This is a genomic window from Streptomyces swartbergensis (assembly GCF_002148965.1).
GTDB classification, from domain to species: domain Bacteria; phylum Actinomycetota; class Actinomycetes; order Streptomycetales; family Streptomycetaceae; genus Streptomyces; species Streptomyces swartbergensis.
The window spans coordinates 1-16,088 of the sequence record NZ_NGFN01000196.1 but is presented as its reverse complement, the minus strand read 5'-3'; the positions used below and the strand labels follow the sequence as shown (position 1 = coordinate 16,088).

17 protein-coding genes, 1 tRNA gene and 2 pseudogenes are annotated in these 16,088 nt (G+C 70.1%); 10 read left to right on the top strand and 10 right to left on the bottom strand.

Annotated features, from left to right (window positions below):
- Positions 1-285: pseudogene (locus tag CA983_RS27030) on the bottom strand (peptidoglycan-binding protein); the annotation flags it as partial.
- A 199-nt stretch (positions 286-484) separates the two neighbouring features.
- On the opposite strand from CA983_RS27030, the gene CA983_RS27025 reads away from it, so the two are divergent.
- From CA983_RS27025 to CA983_RS46320, 5 genes are all read left to right on the top strand, one after another.
- Positions 485-558, top strand: a tRNA-Lys gene (locus tag CA983_RS27025).
- A gap of 272 nt (positions 559-830) precedes the next feature.
- A complete protein-coding gene (locus CA983_RS27020; protein WP_086603445.1) occupies positions 831-1,544 on the top strand; it encodes a FadR/GntR family transcriptional regulator in 714 nt (237 codons plus the stop codon).
- A gap of 325 nt (positions 1,545-1,869) precedes the next feature.
- Positions 1,870-3,873 carry a glycosyltransferase family 2 protein gene (locus CA983_RS27015; RefSeq protein WP_086603444.1) on the top strand — a complete coding sequence of 668 codons (2,004 nt, stop codon included), beginning with the start codon at positions 1,870-1,872 and terminating at the stop codon, positions 3,871-3,873.
- Positions 3,870-5,810: a radical copper oxidase GlxA gene (gene glxA, locus CA983_RS27010; RefSeq protein WP_086603443.1), complete on the top strand. Its 1,941-nt coding sequence runs from the start codon at positions 3,870-3,872 to the stop codon at positions 5,808-5,810. Before CA983_RS27015 ends, glxA begins: the two co-directional genes overlap by 4 nt.
- 152 nt (positions 5,811-5,962) lie before the next feature.
- A complete protein-coding gene (locus CA983_RS46320; protein WP_158101894.1) occupies positions 5,963-6,124 on the top strand; it encodes a hypothetical protein in 162 nt (53 codons plus the stop codon).
- A gap of 62 nt (positions 6,125-6,186) precedes the next feature.
- On the opposite strand, the gene CA983_RS48210 is transcribed toward CA983_RS46320, so the two are convergent.
- On the bottom strand, positions 6,187-6,399 hold the full coding sequence (locus CA983_RS48210; RefSeq protein WP_244207125.1) for a hypothetical protein: 213 nt from the start codon (positions 6,397-6,399) through the stop codon (positions 6,187-6,189).
- Positions 6,400-6,585: 186 nt separating this feature from the next.
- Between CA983_RS48210 and CA983_RS48205 the strand changes: the two genes are divergently transcribed.
- Together CA983_RS48205 and CA983_RS46315 are read left to right on the top strand one after the other, a co-directional pair.
- Positions 6,586-6,828: a hypothetical protein gene (locus CA983_RS48205; RefSeq protein WP_244207124.1), complete on the top strand. Its 243-nt coding sequence runs from the start codon at positions 6,586-6,588 to the stop codon at positions 6,826-6,828.
- Between the two features lie 235 nt (positions 6,829-7,063).
- Entirely contained in the window at positions 7,064-7,204 is a 141-nt protein-coding gene (locus CA983_RS46315; RefSeq protein ID WP_158101893.1) for a hypothetical protein, read from the top strand.
- A 435-nt stretch (positions 7,205-7,639) separates the two neighbouring features.
- Here the strand turns inward: CA983_RS46315 and CA983_RS27000 are convergent, their stop codons facing one another.
- Complete coding sequence (locus CA983_RS27000; RefSeq protein WP_244207123.1) at positions 7,640-8,146, bottom strand: MarR family winged helix-turn-helix transcriptional regulator; 507 nt, start codon at positions 8,144-8,146, stop codon at positions 7,640-7,642.
- Between the two features lie 8 nt (positions 8,147-8,154).
- Complete coding sequence (locus CA983_RS26995; RefSeq protein ID WP_086603442.1) at positions 8,155-8,550, bottom strand: nuclear transport factor 2 family protein; 396 nt, start codon at positions 8,548-8,550, stop codon at positions 8,155-8,157.
- A gap of 105 nt (positions 8,551-8,655) precedes the next feature.
- Here CA983_RS26995 and CA983_RS26990 point away from each other — a divergent pair.
- Positions 8,656-9,081 (top strand): annotated as a pseudogene (locus CA983_RS26990) (arsenate reductase ArsC); the annotation flags it as partial.
- Positions 9,082-9,243: 162 nt separating this feature from the next.
- A complete protein-coding gene (locus CA983_RS48970; protein ID WP_279628471.1) occupies positions 9,244-9,366 on the top strand; it encodes a hypothetical protein in 123 nt (40 codons plus the stop codon).
- Between the two features lie 630 nt (positions 9,367-9,996).
- Here the strand turns inward: CA983_RS48970 and CA983_RS26985 are convergent.
- From CA983_RS26985 to CA983_RS26960, 6 genes are all read right to left on the bottom strand, one after another.
- Positions 9,997-11,034: a glycoside hydrolase family 6 protein gene (locus tag CA983_RS26985; protein WP_086603441.1), complete on the bottom strand. Its 1,038-nt coding sequence runs from the start codon at positions 11,032-11,034 to the stop codon at positions 9,997-9,999.
- Between the two features lie 334 nt (positions 11,035-11,368).
- Positions 11,369-12,052, bottom strand: coding sequence for a class F sortase (locus CA983_RS26980; protein ID WP_086603440.1), 684 nt, complete (start codon positions 12,050-12,052; stop codon positions 11,369-11,371).
- 2 nt (positions 12,053-12,054) lie between these two features.
- The gene (locus tag CA983_RS49660) at positions 12,055-12,939 is read right to left on the bottom strand and encodes a hypothetical protein (protein ID WP_086603439.1); all 885 of its coding nucleotides are present in this window, start codon (positions 12,937-12,939) and stop codon (positions 12,055-12,057) included.
- Positions 12,940-13,083: 144 nt separating this feature from the next.
- The gene (locus CA983_RS26970) at positions 13,084-13,863 is read right to left on the bottom strand and encodes an HAD-IIA family hydrolase (protein ID WP_086603438.1); all 780 of its coding nucleotides are present in this window, start codon (positions 13,861-13,863) and stop codon (positions 13,084-13,086) included.
- 122 nt (positions 13,864-13,985) lie between these two features.
- Positions 13,986-14,807: an LPXTG cell wall anchor domain-containing protein gene (locus CA983_RS26965; RefSeq protein ID WP_086603437.1), complete on the bottom strand. Its 822-nt coding sequence runs from the start codon at positions 14,805-14,807 to the stop codon at positions 13,986-13,988.
- Between the two features lie 104 nt (positions 14,808-14,911).
- The gene (locus tag CA983_RS26960; RefSeq protein WP_244207122.1) at positions 14,912-15,142 is read right to left on the bottom strand and encodes a hypothetical protein; all 231 of its coding nucleotides are present in this window, start codon (positions 15,140-15,142) and stop codon (positions 14,912-14,914) included.
- A gap of 130 nt (positions 15,143-15,272) precedes the next feature.
- Between CA983_RS26960 and CA983_RS26955 the strand changes: the two genes are divergently transcribed.
- The coding region (locus tag CA983_RS26955) for a TetR/AcrR family transcriptional regulator (RefSeq protein WP_244207121.1) at positions 15,273-16,088 on the top strand (816 nt) is incomplete at its 3' end.

Below are 16,088 nucleotides of genomic sequence, written 5' to 3'. Positions count from 1 at the left end.
GCCGGGGCCGTGCAGCGGGGCCTTGCCGCCCTGGGGGGTGTCGGGCTCTTCACCTGTGGAAACGCCGGGTCGGTGAGGCGCGTGCGGGGCGGCCGCGGCCGGCACGGCGTGGCCCGCGCCGAGCGCCGCCGAGGCCACGGCGGCCAGGGCGAGGGCACGGTGTGCGGCCGGGTGGGCGGTGGCGCGGCCGGCCCAGGAATGCGGCAGGACGCGGCGCCAGTGGACGCATCCGGGACAGTCGCAGTCGCTCGCGGGGTCGAATTCCTCGAATACCGGAGACTCCATGCGATTCCCCTCACACTTCCGGCGGAAAAGGCCGCGCCTGTGCCCGTCCGGGCGCGCGCCGTCAGTTTCTCAACTGTCTTCCGCGCGCGCATGCTGACGGTCCGAATGATGTACGCGGTACCGCTCGGGCGCCCTCTCGGGGCCGGAGCCGGTGGTCGGGAGCACTGCCCGGCGTCCTGTAGAGTTACGCCGTCAGCGCGCGCCGCTAGCTCAGTTGGTTAGAGCAGCTGACTCTTAATCAGCGGGTCCGGGGTTCGAGTCCCTGGCGGCGCACGATGCCGGTGGCGGCTTGTGTTCGCAGACAACGCGAACCAAGCCGCCATCGTCGTTCCTGCGCGGCTCCGCCGCGCGTTGCGGGGGCTCCGCCACCCACACCCCCTTTACTCGGCGTCACGGCGCCCCGGGACCAGAAGCCCGGCGCGGCGCAATCGCACCGACCGGAAGGCCCCTCGCGGAAGCGGGGGGCCTTCCGGTGTCTCCGGGGGTCCCTCCCCTCTCTGGCCGGAACCCGGCCCCCCGCACGATTGGCCGGATACCCTCTCGCCATGGCAGCGCGCGACCTCCAAGAGCGGATCAAGAAGCTCATCATCGACCGCCGGCTGGCCTCCGGGGCCCCGCTGCCGACCGAGCCCGAGCTGATGGAGTACCTCGGCGCGAGCCGGAACTCGGTGCGGGAAGCACTGAAGGCGCTCCAGGCGATGGGCATCGTGGAGATCCGGCACGGCTTCGGCACCTATGTCGGCCCGATGTCCCTGGCGCCGATGATCGAGGGCCTCGCCTTCCGCACGGTCGCCGGGCACTACCGGGGTGAGGACTCCCTGCTCCAGTTGCTGGAACTGCGGGAGGCGGTGGAGACCGGGCTGGTCTCCCGGCTCGCGGGGCGGATACCGGAAGCGGACCTCGTTGAACTGGACGGGCTCGTCGACCGTATGGAGGAACAGGCCGCGCGCGGGGCCGGTCTCGCCGAGACCGACCGGGCCTTCCACGCCACCCTCTACCGGGGGCTGGACAACGTGCTGCTGAGCGAGGTCCTGGAGGCGTTCTGGGACGCCTTCCACCGGGTCCGCACGGACCTCGGGGGCGAGCCGCAGGACCCGAAGGTGACCTGCCGGCAGCATCGGGAGATCCTCGACGCGGTCCGGTCCGGCGACTCGATGCGGGCGGAGGAGGCCATAAGAGAGCACTTCGGGAACATCCGCGCCCGCCTGTCCACAACGGCTCCACAGGGTCCCCACACCCGCCACAATGAACGCGTATGACCGGTAAACACCGCGTTTCGCATCTTGCGATCATGATGAACACCGTAGAACCCTGGTTTTCTGGTTTTTCAGGATGCTGCGCGTACGCGGCAGTTGGGGGGCAAAAGAACCGGTTGCGGGCCGGGCGGGGGTAGGGGCCACCGCTCATGAAGCGATGCCGTGGGGGGCATCATGCAACCGGAAGGTCGCGTTGCCGTGTCTATAAGGTGTGGGTGACGTGGTGACAGCGACCCACCACTGATACGTCTGTGAAGGTCGAGGGGGACCTGCCGCAGACGGAAGGAAGCGACGAAACACGCGGTGTCCGCGTGTGGGGGGATGACTCATGACGTCGAGGCCGACGGGCGCCCGGCAGCAGGACCACGACCCGTCTCAGACCACCCAGCTCAGGGTTCCGGCGCATCGGATGAGCACCACGGGGACGTTCCGGCGGATCAAGAAGACGCTGCCGAGATACGACTACGAGCACTACAGCCGGCTCGCGGGTCCCCTCACCCAGCCTGATCCGACCAAGCCGTACAAGGTGCAGTACCGGTCACTGATCTCGCAGGAACCGCACCGCATAAGAGTCGCGCTGATGCTGGCCGCGGCCCCGGTGCTGTCCGTCGTGCTGCTGGTGTGGCTGCTCCAGCCCGAGCACTGGACCGAGCGCGACTACCCGGCGTTCGACTGGCTGCCCGCGCTGGACGTGGTGATGCTGGTCTCGATCGGCCTGATCGAGTTCTTCCGCTGCATGAACGTGGTGTCGAACGCGCACGCCACGCTGGTCGCCCGCGACCCGATCCCGGTGGTGCCCGAGACCGGCACCAGAGTGGCCTTCCTCACCTCCTTCGTGCCCGGCAAGGAGCCGCTGGAGATGGTGACGAAGACGCTGGAGGCCGCGGTGAAGATCCGCCACCGGGGGCTCATGCACGTCTGGCTGCTCGACGAGGGCGACGACCCCGAGGTGAAGGCGGTCTGCGAGCGCCTCGGCGTGCACCACTTCTCCCGCAAGGGCGTCGCGAAGTGGAACCAGGCCAAGGGCCCGCACCGCGCCAAGACCAAGCACGGCAACTACAACGCCTGGCTGGAGGCGCACGGCGACGACTACGACTTCTTCGCCTCGGTCGACACCGACCACGTGCCGCTGCCCAACTACCTGGAGCGGATGCTCGGCTTCTTCCGCGACCCGGACGTCGGCTTCGTCATCGGCCCGCAGGTCTACGGCAACTACGACAACCCCATCACCAAGGCCGCCGAGTCGCAGCAGTTCCTCTTCCACGCGCTGATCCAGCGCGCGGGCAACCGCTACGGCTCCCCCATGTTCGTCGGCACGTCCAACGCCGTGCGCATCAAGGCGCTGAAGCAGATCGGCGGTCTGTACGACTCGATCACCGAGGACATGGCGACCGGCTTCGAGATGCACCGCCACAAGAACCCGGCGACGGGCAACAAGTGGCGCTCGGTCTACACCCCGGACGTGCTCGCGGTCGGTGAGGGCCCCAGTGCCTGGACGGACTTCTTCACCCAGCAGATGCGCTGGTCGCGAGGGACGTACGAGACGATCCTCAAGCAGTACTGGAAGGGCTGGTACTCGCTGCCGCCGAGCAAGCTCTTCAACTACACGATGATGATCATCTTCTACCCGATGTCGGCCCTGAACTGGATCCTGGCGGCGCTGAGCTGCTGCCTGTTCCTGGGCCTGGGCGCCTCGGGTGTGAACATCGACCCGGCGGTCTGGCTGATGCTCTACGGCAACGCCTCCGCCCTGCAGATCGGCCTGTACGTCTGGAACCGCCGGCACAACGTCTCGCCACACGAGCCGGAGGGCTCCGGCGGTGTGGCCGGCATGGTGATGTCCGCGCTGTCGGCGCCGCTGTACGCGAAGGCGCTGATCGACTCCGTGCTGCGGCGCAAGAGCAAGTTCGTGGTCACGCCCAAGGGCGACTCGGCGAGCCCGGACCGGTGGTTCGGGACGTTCCGCTACCACTGGTACTTCGTCGCCATCTTCGGCGCGTCGATCGCGGCCGGCTTCGTCTTCGGCCACTCGCACCCCGCGATGATCATCTGGGCGACGTTCGCCCTGCTGATCACCGCCTCGCCGGTCTTCGCCTGGCGCTGGCAGCTGCGGCAGGACGCGAAGAAGCCCGCCGCACCCGCCGTGGAGCAGCCGCAGGACCCTGCGGGGCCGAACCGGACGCAGCCGCTGCCCATCCCGCAGCAGCCCGCGGCCCACGCCCCGCAGCACAAGCCCAGTTGGGCCGCCGCCCCGGGCGGAAACGGGGAGGTCGGGGGGACCGACCAGACCATGCAGATCGCCCTTGGTGGACTTGGGGGACGTAAGGAATGAACGACCGTGCAGGCCGCCGCCGGGCCCGTCGACTCGCGATCGGCACGGCGGTGGTACTCGCGCTGGCCGGGATGAACGGGCCGTGGCTCTACCGCTTCAGCACCGAGAAATACCACCAGTACACAATCAACAAGCCGGAGTACAAGGCCGCGAACGGCAAGTGGGAGATCATCGATTTCCCCGAGGAGTACCGGCAGAACACGATCCACGCGGCGCTGCTGCGCACCGGCAAGGTGCTGCTCGTCGCGGGGTCGGGCAACAACCAGGACAACTTCGACGCGAAGAAGTTCGACACCCGCATCTGGGACCCGGTCAAGGGCACCATCAAGAAGGTCCCGACGCCCAGCGACCTGTTCTGCACGGGCCACACCCAGCTCGCCAACGGCAACCTGCTGATCGCGGGCGGCACCAAGCGGTACGAGAAGCTCAAGGGTGACGTCACCAAGGCCGGCGGCCTGATGATCGTCCACAACGAGAACCCGGACAAGCCGATCACGCTGCCCGCGGGCACCAGGTTCACGGGCAAGGAGAACGGCAAGACCTTCGTCTCGAAGGACCCGGTGCTCGTGCCGCGCGCGAAGAAGGTCTTCGACAAGGCGACCGGCAAGTTCCTGCGCAACGACCCCGGCCTCGGCCGTATCTACGTCGAGGCGCAGAAGCGGGGCCAGAAATACGAGACGGGCACGCAGGACAACTACCGCGTGCACGGCCTGAAGGGCGCCGACGCCAAGAACACCTACGGCATCGCGCAGAAGCTCGCCCTCGACAAGAAGGACTTCCAGGGGATCCGGGACGCCTTCGAGTTCGATCCCGTAGCCGAGAAGTACATCAAGGTCGACCCGATGAAGGAGGCCCGCTGGTACCCGACGCTCACCACCCTGAGCGACGGGAAGATCCTCAGCGTCTCCGGCCTGGACGACATCGGCCAGCTCGTCCCGGGCAAGAACGAGGTCTTCGACCCGAAGACGAAGAAGTGGACCTACACCGACAAGGTCCGGCAGTTCCCGACCTACCCGGCGCTGTTCCTCATGCAGAACGGCAAGATCTTCTACTCGGGTTCCAACGCGGGCTACGGACCGGACAACGTGGGCCGTGACCCGGGCGTGTGGGACGTGGACACCAACAAGTTCACGAAGATCCCCGGGCTGAGCGACCCCAAGCTGATGGAGACGTCCGGCACGGTGCTGCTGCCGCCCGCGCAGGACGAGAAGTACATGGTGATCGGCGGCGGCGGCGTCGGCGAGTCCAAGGAGTCCAGCGAGAAGACCCGGATCGTCGACCTGAAGGACGACGACCCGCGCTTCGTGGACGGCCCGTCCCTGGACAAGGGCACGCGCTACCCGAACGCCTCGCTCCTGCCCGACGACAGCGTGCTGATCTCCGGCGGCTCGGAGGACTACCGGGGCCGCAGCGACTCCAACATCTTCGAGGCGCGGCTCTACGACACGGAGAAGAACGAGCTCAGGCGGGTCGCCGACCCGCTGGTGGGCCGCAACTACCACTCCGGGTCGATCCTGCTGCCCGACGGCCGCGTGATGTTCTTCGGCTCGGACTCGCTCTACGGCGACAAGGCCAACACCAAGCCGGGCGAGTTCGAGCAGCGCATCGAGATCTACACGCCGCCCTACCTCTACGGCAGCGGGGACCAGCCCTCGCTGTCCGGCGGGCCGCAGACCATCGAGCGCGGCGGGACGGGGACGTTCACCTCATCGGACGCGACGAAGATCCAGAAGGTCCGGCTGATCCGCCCGAGCGCCGCCACGCACGTCACGGACGTCGACCAGCGCTCGATCGCGCTGGACTTCAAGGCGTCCGGCGACAAGCTGACGGTGACCGTGCCGAAGAACCGGAACCTGGTCCAGGCCGGCTGGTACATGCTGTTCGTGACGGACGACCGGGGCACGCCGAGCAAGGCTCAGTGGGTCAAGGTGCCGTAGATAGCGGCAGTTCGGGGCGCTCTCCCTCAGGGAGTGCGCCCCTTTCGCATGTCCAGGTGACGGGAACGTTCTCGCCCCGCGCACGCGCTTCGGTGTGCTCTCGGTACGACATCGGTAACGCGTGTGGCCAACGGTGGCGGGGGAAACGGGAGATGACCGAGTCGACCACGTCCGACCCGGTGGCCGAGGAGGTCCTGGCCGCCGCGACCGTCCAGGTCATGGGCGCGGACGGGCATATCGGCGGCCTGGGGGTGCTCATCGCGCCCACGCGGGTGCTGACCTGCGCCCATGTCGGGAGTTGGCCCTGGTGGTGAAGTGGAGGCGCCCGACGGTGCCCCTGTGGCTGCGGCGTCCTCCCGTACCCGGCTCCCGGCGCTCACAGCGTCAGCGGTCGGTCTCCGAACTGCGGGCACAGGGCCGCTACGGGCCCGGACTCCGTGACGTCCTGCCCGGCTTTGTCGGGCTCGGCCTGGCCGTGCTCGCCCCCTGCTTGTCGCTCGCCTGGCTCTACCGCGCGTTCGGTGTAGGCGGCCTGGTACTTGGCGTCGTCCTCCTGGCGGCCGCCGGTGCTGCAGGACTGCGCCTGCACCGGTCGGTCGCTCGCCGGCGCGGCGGGCCGCTACACCGCGGCGGAGCTGGCCCGGCTCGATGACCCCGGCCTGGCGGTGGCGGCCGCGCGAATGCTGAAGCGTGACGGCTGGCAGGTGGTCGACCTGACCTCGCGGGAGGGCGGCCGCGCCTGTACGCCCGGGACCGCCGGGGCCGCGAACTCGACGTGGGGTTCCGCCCGGTGGCGACGGCGGACGAGGACGAGGTGGCGGGCGGGCCCGCTCCCCTGCGTGAGGCCGGGCGGCCGGGCGTCGACCGCCTGATCCGGGTCATCGTCCACCTCGGTGCTTTCAGCCGCGCGGACGTGCTCTGGGCGTCCCGCCAGGGCGGCGTCCACCTCCTCGACGGCCACCAGCTGCAGCGCTGGGCAGACGGCGCCACCCTGGACGACCTGGGCCTTCACGGCTGACGCCGCCTCGTGCTGCTTACCGCGGCGGCAGAACCGGGTAACAGTCCGCTGCGACTGTTACCCTCCTGACCTGCGGAAATCATAAAAACGGGCCCTCAGATGAGGGCGGAAATCAGGAAGCGCCGGCGCGGCGGGTTCGCCGGACCGGTCACCACGGTGGTGGCGCGCTGAGCGGAGCGCCCACGACGCGGCAGCGCCCGCCGCGCCGGCTCCGCAGCCGAGCGCCGCGCCCGCGATGCGGCAGGTCGAGCGGGAGCGCTGGTCCGCGTCCGAGCTGGCGCACGGGGTGCCGCACGGCCCGGCCACATCGCGGCATCTGCTGCTCCCTCGCAACCACGGCGGGCGGTGCGGTCTGCTCACGCTCGCGCGTGCGTGACGGCGTCAGTACGGCGGGCAGCCCAATTCCGTCCGGGCAGACGGCTYTCCGGACCCCGGCCTGCCGCCCCTCCCCTCCCCGCTGGCCTCTGCTGCGAGCACAACGGCGAGAGCTGCGGTCGGCGGACGGCTGGCCAGTAAACCCCGGCGGGCAGCCGCCCCTCCTCATTTGCGTCGACAGCCACTGTTACCCCACCTGCGCTGCCCCCGATCAAGGTCAGGCTGCCGGACGGACAGGAGTTCTCTGGGGCAAGTGGCGTGGCACAAGGCGGAGTTAGGCAACTCAGTGCAGCTCAGCGCCGGTGCGGCTGACGCTATCGGACACGACAGGTGTGGCGCCATCGCTGAATCGAGCGACAGCGCCTTCCCTGTGGGCACATCTTCAGCTCTGGCAGGCGCACCCAGCGGTGCTCTTCGCCGCCGGTTGAGCTGCTGCCTACGGCATCGGCCGGGCGCGCTGCTTCGACTCCCGCATCGCGGGGACGGACTTCGGTCCGTCCCCGCGGCTCGCGTCCGCGGCGCGGCCGGCGGACCGGAGTCGATCGAGGGTCGCGATGAGGTCTGCCGCCTCTTGGCCATCGAGCACTGGGGCGAAGCGGAGGCCCAGCTCCTCCTCGAAGACCTCCAGCGCCTCTTCCAGTTTCCTGCGCCCGGCGGGGGTCAGTTCGACGATAGAGGAGCGCCGGTCGTCGGGGTTGGCGCGGCGCGCACAGTAGCCGGCGGCCTCCACCCGGTCGGCCACCTTGCTGGCGCCGCCGACGGTGATGGCGAATTCCCTGGCCATGTCCTGCACCCGGCATCCGCCTGTCCGGTCGAGCAGCCGCAAAATGTCGAGCCACGTCATCGGAAGATCGCACGCGGCGCGCAGGGTCGCATCAACGCCATTCCACAGCTCGGTCTCCAGGCGGATGACGCTGTCGAACAGCAGCTTCAGGTCAGCCATGATCCGGCCTACTTGCCCCAGAAGGCATCCTCGGCGGCCGGGTCGCCGGAGAACAGCCATACTTCGGCGATCTTGCCGTCCTTGATGCGCAGCAGGTCGACGCCGTCCATCGCCATCGACGCCTTGTCGTGACGGCCGGCGAAGTGGATGGTGGCGGCCACCAGCTCGCCGTTCCCCATCAGGGCGTGGACCTTGTCGATGGCGAACGAGCCCTGACTGGCCTCCATCATCCCGCCGAGCATCTGGAACACGTCATCGCGCCCCTTGCGGACGCCGGAGAACCGGTTGGCGCCCGGCTGATGCCAGACGACCTCCTCGTCGAGGAGCTTGCCCACCGTGTCAAAGTCGCCGGTCTGGATGGCCTGGAAGTACGAGCGGGCAACGTCGATGTTCGCCTCGGTCATGGTGATGTCCCTTCGTGCGGTCGCACAGTCCGACAAAGCGGGCGAATCCCGCCCTGCCGCATCTCTAGGAAAGCATATGCATTCCATGGAAGCAACTTCTATGGAATGCGCTTCCAGTGGAGGGGCCTGCCCGCTGAAAGCGCCCCAGTCCCGCCGCGTCCGTCCGTGCTGTTCGTCTGCGTCCACAACGTCGGCCGCTCCCAGATGGCCGCCGCCTTCCTCACCCACCTCGCGGGCGCGTCGAGGTCCGCTCCGCCGGCTCGGCTCCCGCGGACACCGTCAACCCGGCCGTGGTCGAAGCGATGAACGAGGTCGGCATCGACATCTCCGCCGAGAACCCGAAGATCCTCACGGTGGAGGCCGTCCAGGCATCCGACGTGGTGATCAGGATGGGGTGCGGCGACACCTGCCCGGTCTTTCCCGGCAAGCGGTACCTCGACTGGCAGCTCGACGACCCCGCCGGGCAGGGTGTCGAGGCCGTACGCCCTCCGCGAGGCGATCGAGACCCGCGTCCGGGTGCTGATCTCTGACCGGCTCATGCTTCGGGCTCACCGGGCCGAGCGAGAACCGGAGCCTGCACTCTCCGTGACGGCCGCCGTAGATAATGGCCCGTTATCCGTGCCATCGGTCACCGTGAGCTGCGGTTCCGGACGGCTCGGGGCGCGTGAAGCGGCCCTGTTATCTGCGCGAGGGGTGACCGAACCGACGATGACCGTCCTGGCCAAGGTGTGCTCGGCGTACGGCTGCACCGTGACCCACCTCGTGGCCCAAGCCGAGGCTGTCGCGCGCGAGACCGCACGCGGCCCCACGAACTGAATCCCTGCACCGGTCCTGTCCTCGCCTTCCCGAGCCCCGGTCAAGGGGGTGAAAGGAGGTGATGCACATGTGCGGAATCTGCTCCCACCCGGGCGAGCACGCGATCGTCCTCGCGCCGGGCGAATCGCTGCCGAAGCCCGGCGAGTCGGCGGCGCGCTGTGCCGACCAGTGCGCGTTCACTGTATGCACGTCACATCAAGTGATACGGCGCCCCAGGGGAGGACGCCCTATAGCGGGTCGCCGGGCTCGGTGACGACCTCCCGGTCGACGACCCACTTGCGGATGATCCGGCGTGCTCCGTCGTCCTCGTCGGCGACCATCTGGACGATGACGGCGGGTGCCACCGAACGTGTTCGGCGGTCGTCATGTGGTCGTCCTCTTGGACGTGGTCGGTGATTCGGTGCTGCCCCGGCCAGAGGCCGATGCCCTCGGTCGGGGCGTCCTCGTCCATGTACTCGGGGGTTGAGGAACAACGACGTCAAAACGTGCGCTAAGCCCTCCGGGGCCCGTTCCTTCGATCCCGATCGCTGGATGGACCGGCTGCGCGCCCTCGCGCAACGGGAGCTGAGCGATAAGGAGAGGAAAACTGGCCGTCGACCCCGACCAGGTCGGCGACGTCTGCCCGGGCTTCTAGGAGCTGGCCTTCGCGAGCTTCAGCGCGTAGTCCGCCCACCACTGCCCCGCCTTCGGCCCGCCCTTGCACTCGCCGTCCGACTCCCCCGGCCGCTTGACCCACAGGTACGCGTCGACCAACGGGTCCGCCGTCTTCGTCGTCGGCGTCTCGCCCAGCGCACGGCCCGGCGGGTTGCACCAGCGTTCGTCGGGGTTGCCCTGGGTGTAGGGGCCCTTGCCGTTGCGGCTGGTGTCGATGACGAAGTGCTTGCCTCCGACCTTGGCGGAGAGCTGCTTGCCGTAGGCGATGGAGTCTTCGGTGGAGTAGAAGTTGGAGACGTTGACCGAGAAGCCGTCGGCCTGTTCGATACGGGCCCACTTCAGCGGCTCGAAGATCTGGTCGGGGTTCTGCCAGCCGGCGTTGCCCGCGTCCAGGTACACCTGCGTGTTCTTCAGGGACTTCAGCTTGGTGACGGCGCCCTTGAGGAGGTCGTAGCGCTCCTCGTGGAACTGCTCCGGGGTGCAGCCGTCCACCAGGTGCAGCAGCGCGTCCGGTTCGAGGATGACCGTGGCGGAGCGGTCGCCGATGCCCGCCGCCACGCCGTCGAGCCACTCGCGGTAGGCGTTGCCGTCGGCGGCGCCGCCCTGCGAGTACTGGCCGCAGTCGCGGTGCGGGATGTTGTAGAGGACGAGCAGTGCCGTACGGCCGGCCTTGTCGGCGGCCTCGGTGAAGCCCTGCGTCTGCTCCCGCGGGTTGTCCGGGCCGATCCACTCGGCGACCGGTTGCTCGGCGATCTTGCGGATCTGCTCGGCGTCCTGCTTCTTGCCGGCTTTCTCCAGGGCGGCGACCTGCTGGGCCGCGGTGCCGTCCGGATTGACCCAGAACGGGGCGGTCTCCTTGGGCTGCTGCGTGATCCCGGCGCCCGATTCGGCATCCTTTTCCGGTTTGTCTCCCCCATCGCCCGAAGAACACCCCGTGATCAGCAGTGCCGCCCCCAGCACCACCGCGGACATCCGCCTCGCGGCGGACGCCCTTGCCCCCCTGCTGCCGTACATCCAACTCCCCCTTGGGTGCACCGTTCCAAGTCTCAATCCTGACATACGTCCCGCGACCCCCACGAGTCGGAAGCCACCTGCACGGATGACGCAGAGCCACCGTATCGGGACTTGGCGTCATTCAACCTCTAGGCCCGGGTGGCCCTTTGGTTCTAGAGTCTTCTCAGCAGGGCCCGGCCTCCGGCCAGAGTTTCACGCACCGTGGCTCCCGCGGCCTCCCGCGCAGCTCGCCGGGTTACTCCCGCAGCCCGTGCGCGCGCGGTCGAGGACCAGCCCGGTCGGCGGCCTCAGGGGGAGCGGGTCGTCGACCGGGCCAGGTGGGCACACCGGGCTGTCAAAGGCCCGTTCCCGTCAGGTACGCCGACACCACCACGTTCGCCGTGTAGCTGCGGGTCGTACGGTCGAAGCTGCCGCCGCAGGTGACCAGCCGCAGTTCGGCCCGCCCCGACTCGCGGGGCCCGTAGGCCTGGTGGGCGTCGAAGTGGTCGCGGGTGAGGACCTGGACGGACTCGACGGTGAACTCCGCGACCTTGGCGTCGGCCCGGATCACCCGGATCGTCTGGCCCGGCCGCATGGCACTGACCTTGTAGAAGACGGCCGGCCGGGTGTCGGTGTCGACGTGACCGACCATCAGCGCGGTCCCCGGCGCCCCGGGTGCCACGCCGCCCGCGTACCAGCCGACCACGCCCGGCTGGTCGTACGGCGGCGGATCGAGCGCGCCGCGCGCGTCCAGGCCCCGCGCCACCACGGGCGCCTGCACCCCGAGCCCGGGGATGTCGACGCGCTGCGGCAGCGCGTCGCCCAACGGGCGATGCGCGGGCGGCAGTTTCACGTCCGGGGGCCGTCCGGCCGCCGCCATGTCGCCCGTGGTGGGCGCGGATATGCCGTGCCGCACGTCGGTCACCTCGCGGCCCCACAGCCACAGTCCGAGCAGCAGCGCCACCCAGGCGACGCCGGCCAGCAGACGGCCGGTGCCCGAGGCGTGTCCCTTGATTCGATCCTGGTCGTGGTCGGACATGGTCAGTCCGTTCCGCGGCTGCGGCGGACACCGCCCAGTGCGACGACCACCGCGGCCACTCCCGCGAGAATCAGGCCGGTCACCCCCTGCGCCGTACCGGGACCGGCCCCGCGGTCCTCGGCGGCGACGAGGTCCGCCGCGCCACCACCGCCCGCCTGGACGGGAGCGACGGGTGAGGGGTACGCGCCCGGCCCCCGGGGGGCGGACCGCTGCTCATCGCCCCCGGGCGCGGGCCGCTGCCCGTCGTCGCCGGACGCGGACGGCTGCCCACCGCCCTCGGGCATGGGCGGCTGCCCGACGGTCACGGGTGCGGGCGGCTGCCCGATTGTGCCGGGTGCGGGTGGCTGCCCGACGGTACCGGGTGCGGGCGGCTGTCCGGCCGTCCCGGGTGCGGGTGGCTGCCCGCCGGTACCGGACACGGGCGCGGGTGGCCGGCCGCCGGTACCGGACACGGGCGCGGGTGGCCGGCCGCCGGTCCGGGGCGCGGGCGGCTGTCCACCGGTCCCGGACACGGACGAATGCTCGCTCGCCGTCCCGGACGCGGACCGCCGCCTCTCACCCTCCCGGACGGTGAACGCGCCGGTCCGTTCGGCCTCCCCGCAGGTGACCTTCACGGCGTACGTCCCCGCGCCGAGCGTGGAGCGGACGCGGCTCTCGCCGACGAGTTCACCGTCGGTGACGGTGAGCCGCGCGTCCGCGACGAAGGCCGCCGAGCGGGCGACGGCCGTCCTCTCCGCGCAGTCGGTCACGCGGAGCGTGACGTCACTGCCGGGCGCGGGGGTCGCCGGGGTCACCGAGACGCCCCCTGCGTCCGCCGCGTACGCCGCCGGAGTGAGGGCGGCCGCGACCAGGACGCTCGTACAGACAGTGACTCTCAGAGAACCCATCGTGAACCTCCAGACGCCTGGAGCCTCCCCCGCACGGTCGGCCACCGCATCCGCAGGGACGCGGGGGCTGCTCCATACGGGTGGCGACGGGTTTGAGCTCCGGTCCTCCACTGCCTGGACCCTGGGGTCCGCTGCCTCCCGGGCTCAGACCCGGTCGACGAGGTCCGCGATCGAGTCCACGACCTGCGACGGCCGGTACGGGAAGCCCTCGACCTGGTCGGGCCGGGTCAGGCCGGTGAGCACCAGGAACGTCTGCATCCCGGCCTCCATGCCCGCCAGCACGTCCGTGTCCATGCGGTCGCCGATCATCGCGCTGCTCTCGGAGTGCGCCCCGATGGCGTTCAGCCCGGTCCGCATCATCAGCGGGTTCGGCTTGCCCGCGAAGTACGGCTTCTTGCCGGTCGCCTGGGTGATCAGCGCGGCCACGGCACCGGTCGCGGGCAGCGGGCCCTCGGTGGACGGGCCTGTCTCGTCGGGGTTGGTGCAGATGAAACGGGCGCCGCCGAGGATGAGCCGTACCGCCTTCGTCATGGCCTCGAAGGAGTACGTGCGGGTCTCGCCGAGGACGACGTAGTCCGGCTCGTGGTCGGTCAGGATGTAGCCGATGTCGTGCAGCGCGGTGGTCAGGCCGGCCTCGCCGATCACGTACGCCGAGCCGCCCGGCCGCTGGTCGTCCAGGAACTGGGCGGTGGCCAGGGCCGAGGTCCAGATGCTCTCGATCGGCACCTCCAGGCCCATGCGGCGCAGCCGGGCGTGCAGGTCGCGCGGGGTGTACATCGAGTTGTTGGTGAGGACCAGGAAGGGCTTCCCGGACTCGCGGAGCTTCTTGATGAAGGCGTCGGCGCCGGGGATCGGTACGCCCTCGTGGATGAGTACACCGTCCATGTCGGTGAGCCACGACTCGATGGGCTTGCGGTCTGCCATGTGCGGGATCTCCTGCCGTACGCGGGCCAGCGTGCGCCCCAGCCTAAACAGTGGCGAGATCTTGCGGAACGGCCTGTATACGGCGTCCCGACAGGCGGGACAGCTCCTCGCGGCTCAGCGGCTCAGCGGCGCCGCCGCGCGAGGAGCAGCGCCCCGCCCCCGGCGAGCAGTACCGCCGCGGCGACCGCGGCGACCTGGGCGCGGGATCCCGTGCGGGCGAGTTCCTCGGCGAACGGGAAGCGGTCCTCGCGGGGCGGGACGGACGCGTCGGAGTCGGGCTGGGAGTCGGGCTGGGAGTCGGTACCGCCGTCGGCCTCCGGCTCGCCCCCGTCGATCGGCCCGTCGCCGTCGATCGGCCCGTCACCGTCGATCGGCCCCTCGCCGTCGATCCCGAACCGGTAGTCGTTCGACTGCCCGACCCAGTCGCCGTCGTCGTCGTGCCGCTGCACCACGGCGGCGTTGGCGGTGACGTCGTTCGGCACGGCGTCCGAGGTGACCGCGAGCCGTACCTTCACGGTGACGGTCTTCCCCGGTCCGACCGTGAACCCGGCGAAGCGGTCCTCCTCGTCGGCGAACGCCCCGACGAGCTCGTCCTCCTCGGTCTTCTCGAACCGCACGGGGTGCGCCCGGGCCCCCTCGAAGAACTCCAGCCGGGGCTGCGACGGCTCCAGCGCCCGCTTGTCGTCGACGAGCACGACGACGGGGTGGATACCGGTGCACGGCCGGTCGGTCGTGTTGGTCAGATCGAGATACCAGGTCCCGAACCCGCCCCCGGCCGTGTAGGCGTCGGGCCCGCCGTGGATGCGGGTGGTGAGCGGGAAGGTGTGGTCGTCGGGCGCGGCACAGGCGGGCGCCGGGTCGTCCGCGTACGCCGGATGGGCCCCAGTGAGCAGGACGGCGGCTGCCGCCGCCAGGCAGAGGTGAGCGGGCGTGCAGGGTCGCATGGGGTTGTGACATTGCCGGAAGGAGCCGATCACTAGCCGACACCGCCGGGAACGCCCCCGAACGGCGGTGCGGATCCGCCCGGTCGGCGGACATCCCGAACTCCTCAGCGGCGCCGGAGCGCCTTCGCTCGCGAGTGGGCCCAGCCGGTCAGGAGGACACCGGCGGCGGTGAGGACCGTGTAGGCCAGCAGCGCGGGGAGGAAGCCGCCGGGGAGCCCGTCCAGTAACCCCCGGTCGCCGTTGTCGATGAGGAGCCGGATGAGTGCCTGGGCGCACACAACCATGATCACCATGCCGAGGACCTGCAGAACGTCGTACTTCACGTCGTACTTCATGCCTTCCTTTCCGCGGGGAGAGCTGCTCCGTTGACGTTACGAACGTATCAATCGGCAGATGCGCATTGGCCTTGTTGAGGCCTTCAATTCCGCCTTACGTCACACTTTTTCGGCGCGCTATCGTGAAGGTGTGCGTGACGAAAAGAAGCGGGCGTGCCCGGTGTGCGGCACGCCCACGGCCCGTTCTGGCCGAGGCCGCCCGCCCGTCTACTGCTCCCGGAGCTGCCAGGCCCGGGCGTACCGCCGGCGGCGGCAGCCGCCGCCCGCCCCGGGCAGCCCGCCCACGCCCCGGCCGACGGATGTCCGGGCACGGCAGCGGCGCCGGATCGCCGAGGCGGTGTGGCGTATCGCGGCCGAGCAGGGGCTGGACGCGGCGAGCATGCGCAGGATCGCGGCGGAGGCGCGGGTGTCGCTGCGGGTCGTGCAGTACCACTTCGACTCCAAGCACGCCCTGATGGTCGACGCGCTGCGGCTGCTGCACGAGGAGAACGAACGGCTGGCGCAGGGACGTATCCCGTACGACATGACGGAGCCGGGCGCGCTGCTGCGGGCGGTGCTGGACGAGTTCCTGCCGTTGGACGAGCAACGCGCCTTCGCCCTGCGCGTGTTCACGGCGTACTACGCGCGGAGCCTCACCGATCCCGTGCTCGCGGAGGTCTTCCTGGCCGCCGAGCAGCCGCTGGAACGGCTCGTGGCGGACATCATCGGGGTGGGCGAGGCGGCAGGGAGCACCGCGCCGGGCATCGACCGGGTGTACGAGGCGGACCTGCTGGTGTCGGGAGCGGTCGGGCTGGGCCTGGACGTCCTGCACGGCCGCCGCTCACTCGCGGACGTACGGACGGTGCTGGACTACCACCTGGGGCGGATCTTCCCGGACGCCGTTCGCACACCCCAGCCAGATTCGGCCCCCAGCACGAATGCGGCACTCACCCCTCAGCCGTCCCCC